Origin of the sequence: Actinomadura pelletieri DSM 43383 (genome assembly GCF_003634705.1) — a bacterium.
GTDB lineage: Bacteria > Actinomycetota > Actinomycetes > Streptosporangiales > Streptosporangiaceae > Spirillospora > Spirillospora pelletieri.
The window spans coordinates 1,003,803-1,021,261 of record NZ_RBWU01000002.1 but is presented as its reverse complement, the minus strand read 5'-3'; the positions used below and the strand labels follow the sequence as shown (position 1 = coordinate 1,021,261).

At 71.4% G+C, this 17,459-nt stretch carries 13 protein-coding genes; 7 read left to right on the top strand and 6 right to left on the bottom strand.

Annotation, left to right across the window (positions count from 1 at the left end; genetic code table 11):
* Window positions 1–57: 57 nt before the first annotated feature.
* Entirely contained in the window at window positions 58–1,629 is a 1,572-nt protein-coding gene (locus tag BZB76_RS11455; RefSeq protein ID WP_121434238.1) for an MFS transporter, read from the bottom strand.
* A 246-nt stretch (window positions 1,630–1,875) separates the two neighbouring features.
* On the opposite strand from BZB76_RS11455, the gene BZB76_RS11450 reads away from it, so the two are divergent.
* The 5 genes from BZB76_RS11450 to BZB76_RS11430 all read left to right on the top strand — a co-directional run bounded on the left by BZB76_RS11450 (window position 1,876) and on the right by BZB76_RS11430 (window position 10,982).
* A complete protein-coding gene (locus BZB76_RS11450) occupies window positions 1,876–3,009 on the top strand; it encodes a methyltransferase (RefSeq protein ID WP_121434237.1) in 1,134 nt (377 codons plus the stop codon).
* Window positions 3,010–3,030: 21 nt separating this feature from the next.
* Window positions 3,031–5,682, top strand: coding sequence for a LuxR C-terminal-related transcriptional regulator (locus BZB76_RS11445; protein ID WP_121434236.1), 2,652 nt, complete (start codon window positions 3,031–3,033; stop codon window positions 5,680–5,682).
* Between the two features lie 101 nt (window positions 5,683–5,783).
* Window positions 5,784–7,883 (top strand): MMPL family transporter, encoded by a 2,100-nt coding sequence (locus BZB76_RS11440; RefSeq protein WP_121434235.1) that lies wholly within the window; start codon window positions 5,784–5,786, stop codon window positions 7,881–7,883.
* A 64-nt stretch (window positions 7,884–7,947) separates the two neighbouring features.
* A complete protein-coding gene (locus tag BZB76_RS11435) occupies window positions 7,948–9,066 on the top strand; it encodes an acetamidase/formamidase family protein (protein ID WP_121434234.1) in 1,119 nt (372 codons plus the stop codon).
* Window positions 9,067–9,248: 182 nt separating this feature from the next.
* Entirely contained in the window at window positions 9,249–10,982 is a 1,734-nt protein-coding gene (locus tag BZB76_RS11430; protein WP_246006880.1) for a glycoside hydrolase family 9 protein, read from the top strand.
* A gap of 152 nt (window positions 10,983–11,134) precedes the next feature.
* Here BZB76_RS11430 and BZB76_RS11425 read toward each other — a convergent pair whose 3' ends face one another.
* Complete coding sequence (locus BZB76_RS11425; protein ID WP_147449409.1) at window positions 11,135–11,584, bottom strand: hypothetical protein; 450 nt, start codon at window positions 11,582–11,584, stop codon at window positions 11,135–11,137.
* Between the two features lie 237 nt (window positions 11,585–11,821).
* On the opposite strand from BZB76_RS11425, the gene BZB76_RS11420 reads away from it, so the two are divergent.
* Window positions 11,822–12,232 (top strand): VOC family protein, encoded by a 411-nt coding sequence (locus BZB76_RS11420; protein ID WP_121434231.1) that lies wholly within the window; start codon window positions 11,822–11,824, stop codon window positions 12,230–12,232.
* Between the two features lie 112 nt (window positions 12,233–12,344).
* Here BZB76_RS11420 and BZB76_RS34725 read toward each other — a convergent pair whose 3' ends face one another.
* The 4 genes from BZB76_RS34725 to BZB76_RS11405 all read right to left on the bottom strand — a co-directional run bounded on the left by BZB76_RS34725 (window position 12,345) and on the right by BZB76_RS11405 (window position 15,630).
* Window positions 12,345–12,512, bottom strand: a complete 168-nt coding sequence (locus BZB76_RS34725; protein ID WP_170180585.1) for a hypothetical protein — start codon at window positions 12,510–12,512, stop codon at window positions 12,345–12,347.
* Between the two features lie 191 nt (window positions 12,513–12,703).
* On the bottom strand, window positions 12,704–12,985 hold the full coding sequence (locus BZB76_RS11415) for a hypothetical protein (RefSeq protein ID WP_121434230.1): 282 nt from the start codon (window positions 12,983–12,985) through the stop codon (window positions 12,704–12,706).
* Window positions 12,986–13,663: 678 nt separating this feature from the next.
* Window positions 13,664–14,365, bottom strand: coding sequence for a response regulator (locus BZB76_RS11410; RefSeq protein ID WP_121434229.1), 702 nt, complete (start codon window positions 14,363–14,365; stop codon window positions 13,664–13,666).
* Window positions 14,362–15,630 carry a sensor histidine kinase gene (locus tag BZB76_RS11405; RefSeq protein WP_147449408.1) on the bottom strand — a complete coding sequence of 423 codons (1,269 nt, stop codon included), beginning with the start codon at window positions 15,628–15,630 and terminating at the stop codon, window positions 14,362–14,364. Before BZB76_RS11405 ends, BZB76_RS11410 begins: the two co-directional genes overlap by 4 nt.
* A 230-nt stretch (window positions 15,631–15,860) precedes the next feature.
* On the opposite strand from BZB76_RS11405, the gene BZB76_RS11400 reads away from it, so the two are divergent.
* On the top strand, window positions 15,861–17,411 hold the full coding sequence (locus BZB76_RS11400; protein ID WP_121434227.1) for an alpha/beta hydrolase: 1,551 nt from the start codon (window positions 15,861–15,863) through the stop codon (window positions 17,409–17,411).
* The last annotated feature ends 48 nt before the right edge of the window (window positions 17,412–17,459 follow it).

The following is a 17,459-nucleotide window of genomic DNA, read 5'->3' as shown; positions in this document are numbered from 1 at the left end:
CGGTACAGCCGTTCATCGGACGGGACAAAGAATTCCGATTGGTCGGCCTTGTCGGAATTATTCGGTGGTCGGCGTGGACACCGGACGGACCTCGTCGGCGTCCGAGACCGCCCACCCCCGCCCCCGGGACGGCAGCGCCACCGCGACCGCCGCCCCCGCCAGCAGCACGATCGCTCCGGCGGTGAGGACGTCGTGCAGCCCCGCGACGAACGCGTTCTCGGCGGCGGCGACCACCCCCTCGGGCAGCCGCGACGAACCGGACGCGTGAGCCGCCGTCCCGCCCTCGCGCAGGAACACGTCGGCGACCCGGTCGCGCTCGGCGGGCGGCAGGCCGAGACCGTCCAGCCGCGTGCGCACCTGCGAGGTGAACCGCTCGGCGAGCAGCGCGCCCAGCACGGCGACGCCGAACACGATGCCGAACTGCCGGTGCGCGTTGGCGATCGACGACCCGACCCCGGACCGCTGCCGCGGCACCGACGACAGCACCAGCGCCGTCGTCGGGCTGAGCGCCAACCCGATCCCGGCGCCCATGAGCACGAGGCTCCACCACCAGTGCCCGTAGTCGGCGTCCACCGTGAGCCGGTGCATGGTCAGCAACGACACGGCCGCGACGGTCAGCCCCAGGCCGATCGTCAATCGCTGCCCGAGCCGCGCGGCCACCGGGCCCGACAGCGGCGCGGTCAGCACGATGGCGACCGAGCCCGGCAGGAACGCCAGCCCGGTGTGCAGCGCCGACTCGCCCCTGACCTGCTGCATGTAGAGCGACAGGAAGAAGAACATCGAGAACAGGCCGAAGCCGAGCAGGAACGAGACCAGGTTGCCGACCAGGAACGGCCGCCGCCGGAACAGCGCCGGCGGCAGCATCGGTTCGGCGATTCGGGTCTCGACGACCCCGAAGGCCGCGAGGCCCACGACGCCCACCGTGAACGCGGCGAGGATCCGCGGGGACGTCCAGCCCTCGGTCCCGCCCTCGATCAGCGCGTACGCCAGCGCGCCCGCGCCCACGACGAACGTGAGCTGCCCCGGAACGTCGAGCCCTTCGCGACCGCCGCGCGCCTCGGGCAGCGCCCGCGGCCCGACCGCCAGGACGAGGGCGGCGACCGGCAGGTTGAGGAAGAAGATGCCCGGCCAGCCGTACGCCCCGACCAGCCAGCCGCCGAGCACCGGACCGGCGACCAGCGCCAGACCGGCCACCCCGCTCCACATCCCGATCGCGCGGCCGCGCTCCTTCGGGTCTGGATAGATCCACGCGATCAGCGACAACGTGCCGGGCAGCATCGCCGCCGCGGCCAGCCCCTGCAACGCGCGGGCGGCGATCAGCATGCCGGGCGACCGGGCCAGACCGCAGAGCACCGACGTCACGGCGAAGGCCGCCACGCTCACCAGCAGCACCCGGCGGCGGCCGTACCTGTCTCCCAGGGTTCCGCCGGTCAGCAGGAACGCGGAGAAGAACAGCGTGTACGCGGTGACGACCCACTGCTGGGCGGACAGCCCGGCGGACAGGTCGGCACCGATGTCGGGGACGGCGACGGTCACCACGGTCACGTCCAGCAGGGCCATGAAGGCGCTGAGGAACAGGACCGCCAGCGGCGCGGCGCGGTGTCCGCGACGCGATGCGCGACGGGCCAACGGGAGCTCCCCCAATTGTTGCCGGCCGGTGGTCAGTAGGAGTGTCTGCGCGCACCGGTGCGCTGTCAAGCGCGATATCTCGCCTGCTACAAAATGCTAGACAATGCTCCCTACTTCGCCCTTGCATAATGCTCGCGCGGCATTACAGAATCGTGTAGGTAAGGACGAAATTGATCGACTTGGGCCTGACCGCTCCCTGCCCGTACTGATCAGTCCGTGCACATATATTCCACCGGGGGTACCGCCGTGAATCCACCGTCCGACACACCCACCACCGACACACCCACCATCGACCCGGCCACGGACGCGGCCCTCGACGCGGGCACCGACGCGGCCACCGACGCGGGCACCGGGGGCGACGTCGGGGGCGTCGACCGCATGGTGCTGCTGAGCGTCCTGTCCGGCGGCTGGCTGGCCCAGGCCGGCTACGCCATGGCCAAGCTCGGGGTCGCCGACCTCCTGAACGACGGCCCGCGCACCGTCGACGAACTCGCCGCGGCCTGCGGCGCCCACCCGGAGGCGCTGCACCGGATGCTGCGCGCGCTGGCCGCGGTCGGCCTCTTCGAGGAGCCCGGCCCGCGCACCTTCGGCCTCACCGACGCCTCCGCCCTGCTGTGTTCGGACGCCGCGCGGTCCGCCCGGCTCGGCGCGATCATGTACGGGGAGGAGGTGTTCCGCTCCTTCGCGGAGATCATGCACACCGCGCGCACCGGACGGCCCGCCTTCGACAAGGCCTACGGCATGGGCTTCTACGAGTACCTGGACGCCGACCCCGAGGCGGGCCGCAGGTTCAACGCGGCCATGGGCGGGCTGCGCGAGACGCCCGCCGTGCTCGCCGCGAGTTGCGGCCTCGACGGCGTCCGCACCCTCGTCGACGTCGGCGGCGGCACCGGCAACCTGCTCGCCGACACGCTCCGCGCGCACCCCGGCATGCGCGGCGTGCTGCTGGAACTGCCGGAGGCCGTCAAGCAGGCGCGCGAGCGGCTCGCCGGTGCCGGTCCCGGAGTGCTGGACCGCGTCGACCTGGTCGAGGGCAGCTTCTTCGAGCACGTGCCGTCCGGCGGCGACCTGTACGTGCTCGCCCGCTGCCTGCACAACTGGTCCGACGACGAGGCCGTCCGGATCCTGCGGACGGTGCGCGCCGCGATGGAGCCCGGGGGCCGCCTGATCGTCCTGGAGAAGCTCATCCCGGAAGGTCCCGGGTTCAGCCCCGCGAAGCTCGTCGACCTGCTGATGCTCGTCATGGTGACCGGCCGTGACCGCACCGAGGCCGAATACCGCGAGCTGCTCGAACGCTCCGGTTTCGAGATGGTGGCGGCGCACCCGGCACCGGTGCCGGATCCGCGCGCGGAGAGCGCGATCGAGGCCGCCGCGGCCTGAGGGGTACCGGGGGGATACGGGATGTCCGAGAGGTCGGGGCGCCCCGTCCTGCATCCGGGGGCGCCCGCGCGGGAGGTCACCGCCGGGAGGGTTTCGTTCGCCGGGCCGCGGTGGGACTGGGGTGACGGAGGGCCGTTCGACGCGCTGACCACGGCGGTGTGGCGCGCTCGTCGTGGAGAAGGGGGGACGCTGCTCGTCCGGGGCAGCTTCGGGTCAGGGCGCAGCACCCTGTTGCGCGCCGCCGCCTCGCACGCGGAGAAGGGAGGCTTCCGGACGCTGCGCATGTTCGGCCATCTCGCCGAGCGGGACGTCTCCCTCGGGCTCGCCGCACAGTTGGTGGACGCGCTGGAGGGCCTGGACGGGCGCCCGAGGTCGCTCCCGGACTGCGGGCCGACCCTGTACCGGGTGCTGCGCGATCTGACCCGCCGTTGTCCGGTGCTGTTGTGCGTGGACGACGTCCAGTGGGTCGATCCGGCGTCCCTGTCGTGTCTCGGCTACGTGGCCAGGCGCATCGAGAACCTGCCGCTGTTGATCGTGGCGGCCGTCCGGGAGGGGGAACCGGCGTCCGACCCGGCCGTCGTCGCGGAACTGGCCGACGGCGGCGTGTGCCACGGCGTCGTCACGTTAAGGCCGCTCACGCACGACGAGACCGTCGAGGTCGCGCGCCGCCACGCTCCCGGCGTGCCCGATCTCGCCGCAGCGTCCGCGGGTGAGGTCTGCTGGCGCCTCACCCGCGGCAACCGGCTGCTGCTCCGCGAGGCGATCCGGTTGCTGGACGCCCGTGTCGCCCTCACCGACCAGACCGCGGCCGGTCCGGAACTGGCGGCCCGCCTGACCGCCGACCTGGAGCGGCTCGCCCCCCGCGCGGTCGTCGCGGCGATCGCCGAACTCGGCGACGCCGCCGACCGGGAGATGCTGTCCCATGTCACGGGGCTGCTGGAGCACGACTGCGAGGACGCCGTCCGGGCCCTGACCGCCGCCGGGTTCGTGCGGGCCGACCGGGCGGGGCTCGTCCATCCGCTGGTCCGGGCCACCGTCGTCGCCGACACCTCGGCCACGGTCCGGGCGGCGCTGCACGGCTCGGCGGCGTGCCGGCTGCGCAGCCGCCGCTCCCCGGTCGAGCGGATCGCGCGGCATCTGCTGCACGTCTCCCCCGGCTTCCGGCCCTGGGCGGCCGAGACGCTGCTGTCGGCGGCCCACGCCGAGATCATCCACCGTGGTCCCGGTGCGGCGCCCCTCATCGACCGGGCCCTGCGGGAGAACCTGCCGGCCTCCACCGGAGCGGAACTGGTGATCGAACTCGGCCGGGCGTTCCTGCGGCGGGACATCGCGGGGGCGCCGCCCTGCTTCGACCGGGCGTCGGCGTTGACCGCCGTTCCCCGGCTGCTGTCGGACGCGGCGATCGGCAAGGCCGCCGCCCTGTTCCATCTCGGCCGCCACGACGAGGCCCGCCGCGCCCTCGAACCCGTCGCCGACAGCGGGCCGCTGCGGTCGCTGTTCACCACCTCGCCCGTCCCTGCGGGCTGGGTCCCCCGGGCCGGTCTCGGGCATCTGGACCTGCTGGTCGACTCCCTCGGCAAGCTCCGCGCCGGCCGGCTGACCGAGGAGGCGTGCGACCGGGAGGCGGCGCGCGCCCGCCAGCGCGGCGACCTGTGTCACGAGGCCGTGGCGCTGCTGATGCGCGGCCATCTCGCGCTGTCCGCCGGGCGGCTCGCGGTGGCCCGCAGGGGGCTCGCCGAGGCCCAGGCGAGGCTGGTCGAGGCCGGGGCCGCCCGGACCTCCGCGCTGCTCCGGCTGGCGTTCGCCGGTCAGGCCGAGGCCGCCGTCCGGTCCGGTGACACCGCCGCGGCCGCCGGCGCCCTGGACGCAGCGGACGGTTTCGGCCGCCTCACCTCCGCATGGTGGGACGCGGTGCTGCTCGTCACCCGCGCCGAGGTCCGGGTCGCGGCGGGCGACGTCGACCGCGCCCGGTCCGACCTGCTGAACTTCCATGACTGGCTGGACGGCCGGTCCGACGCCCCGGCGCTGATCTCGTCCCGGCGGGCCCGCGCGGCCGTGCTCGCCCACCGCACCGGCCTCGGCGACCACGCCCGCCGGTTCGCGTCCCGCGCCCTCGACGTGGCCCGGGCGGCGGACGGAACGGCCGACCGGGCGACGGACCGGGCGGCGGCGGGACCGTCCGGCGGTCACCTCGATCTCGGCCTGGCCCTGCACGCCTTCGGGGTCGTCCACGGCGACCCGGACGCGCTGCTGCGCGCGACCCGCCTGCTCGCCGGAACCCGCGCCCGCCTCGACACCGCGCAGGCGCACGTCGACCTCGGCGCCGAGCTGCGCCGCCGTCGCCAGAACCGGGAGGCGCGGCACCACCTGCGGGAAGGTCTCACGCTCGGTGTCGTCTGCGGTTCCGACGAACTCGTCGCCCGCGCGGAGGACGAACTCATCGTCGCGGGCGGCAGGCTGCGGCGTCCGCCGCCTCACCTGCTCACCAACGCGGAGGAGCGGGTCGCCGTCCTCGCCGGTGAGGGGCTCACCAACGGGGAGATCGCCCGGCGTCTCTGTATCACGCGTCGAACCGTTGAGGCACATCTGACGCACACGTACCGTAAGCTCGGCATCACTAGCCGCAGCCAACTGCCACGGGCCCTCCGCGACCACTGCCTCCCGCACGACTGAGCCCGACTCAGATCCCGCGGCGCCGTGACCGCGACGCCCCGCTCCGGTGGGCGGGCTGCCGTTGGACGTCACCAAAGCTCGGAACCACCAGGGGGTGTGGGGTGCTCGAACGCCTCGGACGTTTCTGTCACCGGCATCGCAGACCGGTCGCGCTGGCCTGGCTGGTCGCCGCCATCGCGTTGTTCGTCGTCGGCAACCGGGTCTTCGACCGGTTCAGCACCGAGTTCCACGGCGCGCACATGGAGTCGGTCGCGGGGAGCGAACGGCTCTCGGCCGCCAGGCCGCAGGGGCCGCGGGTCAGCGCCGTCCTGGCCGGTCGGCCGGTCGACGATCCCGGGGTGCGGCGGGCCGTCGACCAGGCCGTCACGGACGTGCGGCGGATCCCGCACGTGGCGGTGGCGCGCGGGCCGTACGGCTCGTCCGACCGGTCCCTGGTCGCCCCGGACGGGCGGGCGCTGCTCATCCACGTCGACCTCGCCAAGAACCTGTCCGACGGCACGGAGCGCGAGACGGTCGACGCGGTGGCCGCGCGCCTCGAAGACCTCCGCCGGACCGGCGCCGAGGTGCACCTGGGCGGCTCCGAGCTGGTCGGACGCGCCTTCGCCGAGCAGTCCCGCGCGGACGTCGAGCACGGCGAGACGGTGGCGCTGCCGCTGACCCTGCTCGTCATGGTGTTCGTGTTCGGCGGGCTGATCGCCGCCGGGCTGCCGATCCTCGCCGCCCTCGGGTCGATCGCCGGTGGGCTCGCCGCCCTCTACGGCTTCTCCCACCTCATGGACCTCGATCCCGACTCGGCGTCGGTGACGACCGTCCTCGGGCTGGGCGTGTCCATCGACTACGCCCTGCTGATGGTGAACCGCTACCGGGAGGAGCGGGGCGCCGGTCTCGCCGCGGAGGACGCGGTCGGCCGCATGATGGCCACGGCGGGACGGACCGTCGCGTGGTCGGCGATGACGGTCTGCGCGTCGGTCGCCGCCCTGTTCATCTTCGACATTCCCACGTTCCAGGCCCTCGGCGCGGCGGCGCTCTCGGTGGTCCTGGTCGCGTTGGTCGTGTCGCTGACGCTCGTCCCCGCCCTGCTCGGCCTGGCCCGCAGGCGGATCAAACCGAGCCGGACGACCGAAGGCTCGGGCAGCGCCGACGACGGCCTGTTCGCGAAGACGGCGCGGGCGACCCGCAGAAGGCCGGTGCTCACCCTGGTCGGCGTCGCCGCCGTCCTGCTGCTGGCCGGGGTGCCGTTCGTCGACGCCGAGCCACGGCTGTCGCGTGTGCAGGCGCTGCCCGCCGACGCCGGTCCACGCCGGTTCGAGGAGACCGTCGCGAAGCGGTTCCCGGGCCGGACCCTCGACCCCGTCCTCATCGTCGCGGCGGCACCGCCGGAGAAGGCCGCGCCGTACGCGGCGTCCGTGCGGGCCGAGCGGGGTGTGACGGCGGTCGGGTCGCCGGAGCCGCTGTCGCCGGGCTGGTCGCTGATCGAGGTGCACGTGGCGGGCGATCCGCAGGGGCAGGTCGCGCGCGACCTGGTGAAGACGTTGCGGGCCGAGCGTCCGGACTTCCGGACCTGGGTGACCGGGAGCGCCGCCGTCCTGGAAGACCATATGAGCGAGATCCGACGCGCGCTGCCGTGGGCGGCGGGCTGGATCGCGGTCGCGATGTTCGTGCTGCTGTTCGCGATGACCGGTTCGCTGCTGGTCCCGATCAAGGCGATGGTGGTGAACACGCTGTCGCTCGGGGCGTCCTTCGGGGTGCTGGTCTGGGTGTTCCAGGACGGTCACGGCGCGGGCCTGCTGGGTTTCACCTCCTCCGGGGGCATCGAGGTCTGGGTGCCGGTGCTGGTGTTCACCTTCGCGTTCGGGCTGTCGATGGACTACGAGGTGTTCCTGCTGTCCCGGATCAAGGAGCTGTACGACCAGGGCACCCCCACCGACCTCGCCGTCGAACACGGCCTCCAGCGGACCGCGCGGATCATCACCTCCGCCGCCCTTCTGATGATCATCGTGTTCGCCGGTTTCGCAACCGGTGAGCTGCTCGGCATCAAGGAGCTCGGCGTCGCGCTCGCCGTCGCCGTGGCCGTGGACGCGACGCTGGTGCGCTGCCTGCTCGTCCCTGCGGCGATGACGTTGCTCGGCGAGTCCACCTGGTGGGCGCCACGGCCACTCCGCAGGCTGCACCACCGGCTCCGGCTCGGCGAGAGCGGTTGACACCGCGCCGGGTCGGCGCGGACCCTCACGACCATCCACAGACTCCTATGTGGAGAATGTCCGGATGGCCGTACATGAGATCCGCATCGACCCGGCGCTGTCCCTGCGGGAAGAGCCCGGCACCGGTCACAACCGGTGGCATCCGGACATCCCTCCGGTGGTGTCCTGCGCACCGGGCGACGAGGTCGTGCTGGAGACGCGAGACGCGTTCGACGGGCAGTTCGACATGTCCAGCACGGCGGAGTCGGTGGCCGCCGCCGACCTGAGCGTGGTGCATCCGCTGACCGGCCCGGTGTTCGTCGAGGGCGCCGAGCCCGGCGACCTCCTCGAGGTGGAGATCCTGGAGGTGACGCCGGACGCGTTCGGCTTCACCGCGCAGGCGCCGGGGGTCGGTTTCCTGAGCGACCGGTTCCCGGATCCGTTCCTCGTGCGCTGGACGATCGCGGACGGCTGGGCGACGTCGTCCGACCTGCCGGGCGTCCGTATCCCGGGCGCCCCGTTCATGGGGACGATCGGCCTGGCCCCCGGGCCCGACACGCTGCGGCGGATCACCGAACGCGAACGGACGGTTCAGGAACTCGGTGCTCCGGCGCTGCCGCCGTCGGCGATGGGCGCGGTGCCGTCCAAGCCGGAGATCGCGACCACGGGCCTGCGCACCGTTCCGCCGCGGGAGCAGGGCGGCAACGTCGACATCAAGCAGCTCACCGCCGGAAGCCGCCTGTTCCTTCCGGTGGACGCCCCCGGCGCCCTGTTCAGCGCCGGGGACGCGCACTTCGCGCAGGGCGACGGCGAGACGTGCGGCACGGCGATCGAGATGCGGGCGACGCTGCGGGTCCGGTTCGCGGTGCACAAGGGCGAGGCGAGGGAGAGGGGCATCACCGGCCCGAGGTTCTCCCGCGACGAGTACTGGGTGGCGCCGGAGTTCGCGGCTCCGCGCCGGTTCTACGCCACCACGGGCCTGTCGATGAGCCGGGACGGCGCCACGGTGGTGCCGGAGGACGTGTCCCTCGCCGCCCGCAACGCGGTGCTGAACATGGTCGACCATCTGTGCGAGCGGGGTTGGAGTCGCCAGCAGGCGTACGCGATCTGCAGCGTCGCCGTCGACCTCAGGATCAGTCAGGTGGTCAACGTGCCGAACTTCCTGGTGTCGGCGTTCCTGCCCCTGGACATCTTCACCGACTAACGCATCCTGATCACCGGACAGCGCATCCGGGGTTGACGCCGTCCCTCACCGTGATACCGAGAAATCGGACAAATAACGGTTTCGGGGGATCAAAGCGACACCAGGGTGGTGCGAGCATGAGATCTGGGTACGACCGCCGACGCTTCCTGCTCGGAGCGGCCACGGTAGGAGCCGGCACAGTCGTGGGCGCCCCGGGCGAGGCGGTAGCCGACACCGGGACGGCACCTCGGGAACCCGACGGCACGACGACGCGGGTCCTCCTCAACAACGTGGGTTTCGACCCGGGCGCGCCGAAACGCGTCGTCGTCACGGCGAGTTCGCCGCCGGGAGGGTTCCGGCTCATCGACACGACCACCGGTGAGACCGTCCTCAGCGGACCGTTCGTCGACGCGGGCCGGGTCGCGGACTGGGACGACCGCCGCTACTGGACGGCCGACTTCTCCCGGGTGGAGCGGCCAGGCGACTACTTCGTCGCCGTGGGGTCGGCCCGGTCGGCACCGTTCAAGATCGAGCCGACGGTGCTGGAGCGGTATACGCTCTCGCACGTCGTCCACCACTTCAAGGGCTGGCGCTGCTCCGGCCAGTACGACAAGTTCGACCGCCATGTGCCGCTCGGAAGAACCGGAAGGACGTACGACGCGCACGGCGGCTGGTACGACGCGACCGGCGATTTCGGTAAGCATTTCACACAGTTGTCGCCTCTCTCCTATTTCAACACGCTGCAACTCCCGCTCACCGCATGGTCCTTGTTCGTCTCGTATCGGGAACTGACCGCGCGAAAGGACGAGAACTTCACACAACTGCGCACCTGGATGCAGGACGAGGGCCTGTACGGAGCGGACTACATCCGGCGCGTGCACGTCCCCGGGCAGTCCTTCTACAGCAGTGTCCGCCAGCCCGGACCCCCGAAGGACCCCCTAAAGCGCACTCTGGGCACCGAACAGGTCTGCTTCCGCGAGGGCGGCGGAATAGCGATCGCCGCACTGGCCATCGCCAGCACACACGACGTGTCGGGCGACTACGAAAGCGCCGAGTACCTGTCGACCGCCAAGGACGCCTTCGCCTATCTCGAAGCCAACAACGTCCGGCTCACCAATGACGGCAAGGAGAACATCCAAGACGACTACAACGCGTTGCTCGCGGCCGTCGAACTGTACCGGGCCACCGATGACGACACCTACAGAAAGAGCGCCGAAAAACGCGCGGCGAGCCTTGCTTCCCGGCTGGTCACCTGGCGCGACCACCGTGACTACTGGCGGGCCGACGACAAGGACCGCCCGTACTTCCACCCGTCCGACGCCGGTCTCCCGGTCGTCGCGCTCCTCACCTACGCGGGCATCGCCGACGGCGACGCCAAGGACCGGGTGCTGGACACCGTGCGCCGATCGATGCTGTTCGAACTGTCGGTCACCGCGGAGGTCACCAACCCGTTCGGTTACGCCCGTCAGCTCGTCCAGGACGGAAACGGCAACCGTGCCGCGCAGTTCTTCTTCCCGCACAACGTGACACCGCGCGCCCGTGACCAGTGGTGGCAGGGCGAGAACGCGCGCATCGCCTCCCTGGCGACGGCGGCGCGTCTCACCGCGCGGGCTTTCTCCGACGACCGCACGTTCGCGGCGAAGTTGCGCTCGTACGCCGCGAACCAGCTCGACTGGATCCTCGGCGCCAACCCCTACGACGTGTGCATGCTCGACGGTTCCGGCCAGAACAACCCGCAGTACCTGTGGCTCGGGTCGTGGCAGTTCCTCCAGACCGCGGGCGGCGTCGTCAACGGCATCACCGGCAAGAACGAGGACGGCAGCGGGATCCTCTGGGACCACGGCTTCGCCAAGACCGGCAAGGACGACGACTGGCGCTGGGGCGAACAGTGGCTCCCCCACACCAGCTGGTACATGAACGCCGTCGCGATCGGCTGAGCGCCCCTGACCGTGGGCGGGCGGGCGGACGCGGGCCCGTCCGCCCGCCACATCCATAAAATATCGCCGATACGACCACCGCCTCCAGCCCGTTGAGCGCCGCAGAAGTCCCATTCGAGATCCCAGCGCATCCAGCGCATGCGGCATGGGCCTCAGCCGATCACGACGCCGAGCGAGCCCAGGAAGACCAGGCCTCCACCGATGCCGAGAAGCACCCACCGGAACCGCACACCCGCCCGGCGCCGATACTGCATCGCGGTCCGTCCCAGCAGCGCGCCGGGGACACCCCAGATCAGCGCGGTCATCACCAGGTTGAACCAGGCCGTGGCGTCCGTATGCGTCGCGCCGAGACCGGTCTCGTCCACCAGCCCCACCACCACCGCCAGCTTGATCACCAGCTCGGCGAACGGGTAGAACGCCTGAAGCCCCGCCGCGCCCGCCAGCCCGCCGAGCAGCAACCAGCCGGGCACCCGGCGCCCCCACGACCGGATGGTCGCCTGCGCCATCAGAATCGTCAGCCCGCGCAGCCCGCACGCGAGGGCGATCACACCATCGGTGCCGTTGAAGCTCTCACCACGCAGCGGCTTACTCGCGACCAACACGACACACAGCGCGATGAAAGCGCCGACGGACCATGTCACCGCCGTGACAGGCCAGGTCTCAAGAGGAGCCGGGGATTTACGAGTGGGGGGCCGAGGAACAGTGAGCGTTGCCATGCCCGAATCCTCGCCAGGCCACCACCCGAGAGCCTCCCTCCCACGGGTGAGCCCGCTCCCCCGACCGACCGAACGCGCGGCACCTCCCGGACAACCCTTCGTTCCGGCACTAGTGTGCCGAGCATGCGCATGCTGCACCTCGGGCTCAGGGTCACCAACCTGGAACGCTCGCTCGCCTTCTACACCGCGCTCGGATACACCGAACTGGGCGGCGTCCCCGAGTCGGAATTCGGCAGCCTGACCATGCTCCAGCTACCCGACGATCCGTTCGTCAGCCTCGAACTCGTGCACGACCCCGCGAAACCAGTGGAAGACACCAGCGCCGTCAACCACCTCGTCATTCAGGTGGACGACCTCGACGCCACGATCACCGCCCTCGCGGCCAACGGCATCACCGCCGAGCCGCCGGCCGAACCGGGCCCGGGAATCCGCACATCATGGCTGACCGACCCCGACGGTTACAGGATCGAACTCGTCCAGTGGCCCCCCGGCCATCCGCCCGGCATGACCGCAGCCGATTTCACCCGGCCCTAAGACCGGCGGAAACAGCCAACGTCAGATCAGCGAACTCGACCCGGCGGCCGTGGCCGGCGGCCGGTGACTGTTCGCGCCACCAGGCTCACCACCGGCGTCTATCTGTCTCGGATCAAACGGGGTAGCGGGTGGCCTCGGCGAGCTTGACGTTTCCCGGCTCCGCGACGACCTGCGGTTTAGGGGGAACCTCCTGCACGGCCACCGTGTCTTCAAGGGGAATGCGTGGGGGGAGGGACCGCCACCGGTCCGCCGGGCTCTCCTGCCGCTGTTCGTCGCTCATACGACCATCATGCCCCGTACCTCCCGGCCAGACCACTCTTCACCGCGCCAGAATCTTCACACCTCTCGCACGGAACAGTTCCGCGCCTTCCGGCATTTCTTCCACGAATAGACCCGGAGTACCGGTGGAGCCGGCCGCCGACATCGTCAGCGACCAGCTCCACAGCCGTCCATGGGCGGTGGTGATTTCCGTCAGGCGCTTTCCGCTCGGCCGGTCACGGCACGGAACGCGCGCGCCAGCACCAGAAGCGGCACGACGAACACGTAGAAGAAGATGGAGTACTCACCGCCGTCGAAAACGAAGCCCAGGTAGACGCCATATCCGAGCATCGCGATGCCCAGCGCGACGTACAGGAGCCGCTCCAGCGGTTTGGAGCCGGGCAAGGCCGCCGCACCGGTCATCAGTAAGCCGGAGACCAGCAGGGCGACGACATACCACGAGAACGTGGGATCCGCACTGAAGTCGAGGTTCATCTGCTTCCTTACGCGGGGGATGGGATGGAAAACGGCAGGACTATAGCGCAGGGAAGACAACGAGCTCACAGAATTAACGAGATCAGCATTCCGCCGACCACCCCAATGGCGATCACAGTGAGAAGCCGCCGCCCTACACGGAGTCGCCTCAATGAATTCTTCGGCGAGTTCCCCGAGGCAGGGGGGAGCACAACCCCGCAGAAAGCAAGAGATTCCGTTTCGATGGCGAGCGGGCGAGTCGGCCGGATCAGGTCGGCGAGTTCGCCACCGTTCAATTTTGAACGTCCGCCCCCGGCAATCCCTCCACGGCGACGGCCAGACGGGCGCCGCCCGCCGCACACCACATCACCGCGCTCGGTAGATAATCCAAGCGCGGCCCGCCAGTGCGGCCCTGGCCCTGAATCCGCGTGCAGGTTCCGGGCCATACAGTGCGTTGCACCCGCGGAACACCGTCCAGAACGCACTGCGCCCGTAACCGCATCACCCGAAGCGTTCTTCCGAACCAGTGCCCGCGGCGACGAACGCTTTTACTTCCGCCGCGGTGTGCCCCACCTCAACCAGTCACGGAACGAACAACGCGGCATCGATCCATTCCGCCCCCGGCATACGAACGACCAGTCGATCACACAGGTCTCCCGGCCGTCGGCCGGATCGCGCCCGCCTTCGGCGCTCACCGAGTCACCGGTTCGGTGGTGTGAGCGGGCCGGCGCCGTGGACGAGGAGCGCGGCCTGGACGCGGTTCTCCAGGTTGAGCTTGGTGAGGATGCGGTTGACGCTGCTCTTGACCGCGGCCTCGGACTGGTCGAGGCGTCTCGCGATCTGACCGTTGGACAGGCCGCGGGCGACGAGGAGCACCACACCGCGTTCGCGATCGGTGAGGGTGTCGAGCGGGTGCGGGCGGTCGTCCAGGGGGCGTGGTGGCCCGGTGAGAAGACCGGGCGGGAGCGCGGCGACGGTGGCGATGAGCCGCCGGGTGACGGTGGGGGCGAGCATCGCCTGCCCGGCGGCGACCGCGTTGATGGCCTCCACGAGCTGCTCGGGGGTGTTGTTCTTGAGGATGAACCCGTCGGCCCCGGCGCGCAGGGCGGCGTGCACGTACTCGTCGAGGTCGAACGTGGTCAGCATCAGCACGCGCGGTCGCGGGCCGGGATGGGGCCAGCCCCCCAGGATGCGGCGCGTCGCCTCGACTCCGGTCATGCCGGGCATCCGCACGTCCATCAGGACGACGTCCGGCCGCAGGTCGATGGCCGCGGTGACGGCGTGCGGGCCGTCTTCGGCCTCTCCCACGATGACCATTTCGTCCCGTTGACCGAGCACGGTGCGCAGCGCGGTCCGGACCATCTTCTGGTCATCGGCGATCAGCACGCGGATGGCCGTCATGCCCGCTCCGGGCCTGGGCCGCCGTCGACGCACGTCGTGGTCATACCGGTCTGCCGGGCGGGATGGGCCCGGTCACCCGTGGGGCAGGGCGGTCCCGGCAGCCGGAGGTCGGCCGCCACCCGCCAGCCGCCGCCGTCGCACGTCCCGGCGCGGATCGTGCCGTCGAAGATCGCGGCACGCTCGCGCATGCCCACCAGGCCGCGTCCGGACCCGGGGATCGGCGTGTGCGAGACCTCCGGCGGGCCATTGACGATCGTGACGCTCAGCATGTCGTTCTCCACGGTCACATCGACCCGGACGTCGGTGGCTCCGGCGTGCTTGAGGACGTTGGTCAGCGCCTCCTGCACGATCCGGTAGGCCGACAACTGGATCGCGGGCGGGGCCGTCGCGGCGGTGTCGTCCACGGTCACCATGACCCGGCATCCGGCGGCTCTGGCGCTGTCGGCGAGGCCGTCGAGATGGCGCAATGACGGCTCGGGACGCGGTTCCGCCGGGTCACGGTCGTCGGCGAGCAGTCGCAGCAGGGCGCGCATGTCGTTGAGCGCGGTGTCGGCGGTCGTCCCGATCTCGGTCACCCCCGCGCGGGCCCGCTCGGCGGAGGCGGGCAGCACCGTGGCGGTGGCCCGTGCCTGCATGGCTATGGCGCTGACATGGTGGGCGACCATGTCGTGCAGGTCACGACCGATGCTCGCGCGCTCGGCGGCCACCGCACGCCGGGCGCTGAGCTCCTGCTCGGCGCGGAGCCGATCGGCGAGTTCCCGCAACCGGGCCGCGTCCGCGTGGATACGGCGCTGATGGACGCCGAGCAGCCAGATGGCCGCCGCCACGGCGGAGATCACGAACACGTCGCCCGGCCGGCCGACCGGCGCCTGGCCGAGTCTCAGCCGTCCGGCCAGCTCGGGTGCGCCCAACGTGACGGGGAGCGCGCCGACGGCGACGAGCGTCCTCGGCGGGCGCCCATGGCGGGCCACCGCGTAGCAGGCGAACGCCACCGCCATCGCCCCTTCGCTTGCGGGGTCGACCAGCTCGCAGGTCATGTACGCGGCGCAGACCACGCCGAGGACCGGCCAGGGATGCGACCGCCGCCACACCAGCGGCAGGCTTCCCACGAGCGAGAACGCGGCCACGGCGACGGCGCCGGCCACGCCCGCGGGCGGCGGTTGGACCAGCCGCAGTGACAGGGCGAACGCGGCCAGCGCGGACGCGAGCAGAACGTCGGCGGCCCGCGGGCGGACGGCGAAGTACCGTCGCGGCGAAACGTCCATGGAGTGCATCACCCACCGATGTCGAGGGAGTCCATCCTGGGCGGCCGGTGCCGGAGAGCCAGCGTAGGCACGATCATCTCGCCGTGTCGTGGCCTCCCGTTCTGACGTCCGGGCGCATCCAAAGTTTGCCCGCGCCCCCCTGCCGCGGGATGTGGCCCGGCGGCCCGCCTTTCTAGCGTCGGACCTTCCCCGCCGGAAACGCTCCGGCGACGGCATGAAGAGGAGGAAAGGTGCGCACACTCAGACTGACCGTGGCCGGAGGGGTGGTCGTCGCCGGATTGGCGGCGTTCACCCCGGCGGCGCTCGCGTCGTCGCCAGGCGCCACCGAGCGCGGGCTGGACCGGTACACGGGGCAGCAGGTCTTCTGGAAGGACTGCGCGCGGGGAGCCGAGGACGAGATCGGCCAGAGACTGGACGAGATCGGCGCACGCTGTGCCGAGGTGCGGGTGCCGCTCGACTACACCGCGCCCGGCGGCCGCTCCCTGAAGGTGGCGATCTCTCGGATCGAAGGGGACCCCGTCCACCGCCGCGGCATCCTGCTGGCCAACCCGGGCGGACCGGGCGGGCAGGGGTTGGACTTCGGTATCGCACTCAAGTCGGCCATGAAGGACGTGGCGGACCGGTACGACCTGATCGGGTTCGATCCCCGCTTCGTCGGTCGCAGCTCCCCGTTGACCTGCGGCCAGATCCCCTGGTGGCTACGGTCGCCCGGGTTCCGGCGTTCCGACTTCGACAAGGCGGTCGACATGGTGCGCGACATCGCGCGGCGCTGCCAGGACCACGGCGACAACGCCGCGCTGTTCCCGCACGCGTCCACCCGCAACGTCGCCCGGGACATGGACGTGATCCAGGCCGCGCTGGGCGCGCCGAAACTGTCGTACTACGGGGCTTCGTACGGTGCCGATCTGGGCGCCGTCTACACCCAGATGTTCCCCGGCAACGCCGACCGCATCGTCCTCGACAGCTCCACCGACCCGGCGAAGACGCAGTACGCGCTGATGCGGAGCGTGGCGGCGCACCAGGAGGCGGCGCTGGACGAATGGGCCGCCTGGACCGCCCGCCGCTCCCACCACTACCGGCTCGGCCGTACCGCCGCGCAGGTCCGCCGCTCCCTGACCCGCGTGCTCGCACGCGCCGAACGGCAACCGATCAAGATCGGCGAGCACCGGCTCGACCACCACCTGTTCCCGGTCTTCCTCCGCACCATGGTCAACCATGAGGACGACAACGCCGTACTGGCCCGCTCGGTGCGCGGCCTGGCCGACGCCGCCAACGGCGCATCGGTGACGCCCGAGCCGGAACTGGCCGGTTTCCTCACACTCTTCACCGGCGCCGAGGTGAGCGCGCTGGTGCCGGGCGTCACCGCGGCGATGTGCGCCGACGCCGGTTGGCCCGCCGGTGGCTGGCCGCGCGACCCGGAACGGTACTGGCGCAACATCCAGCGCAGCCAGCCTGTCTTCGGCCCGCTGAACAACACCATTTCGCCCTGCGCGTTCTGGCGGACCCCGCCCCGCGAACCCGCCACCGAAATCGGCAACACGGTTCCCCTGCTGATGGTTCAGGCCGTCCGCGACAACAACACCCCGTACCCGGACGGTCAGGCACTCCACCGCAGGCTCACCGGCTCCCGCCTGGTGACCGCGCACATGCGAGCCCATGGCGTCTACGGCCGCGGCGCCGCGGGCCAGCGTCCCAGCCCCTGCGCCGACAAAGCGGTCAACGCCTACCTGCGCGACGGAACCCTGCCCGCCGAGGACATCGACTGCCCGGACCCCTTCTAAGGCTCGATCGGGCCGGTGGTGGCTCAATCGGTTCGGTGCTCTCATCGC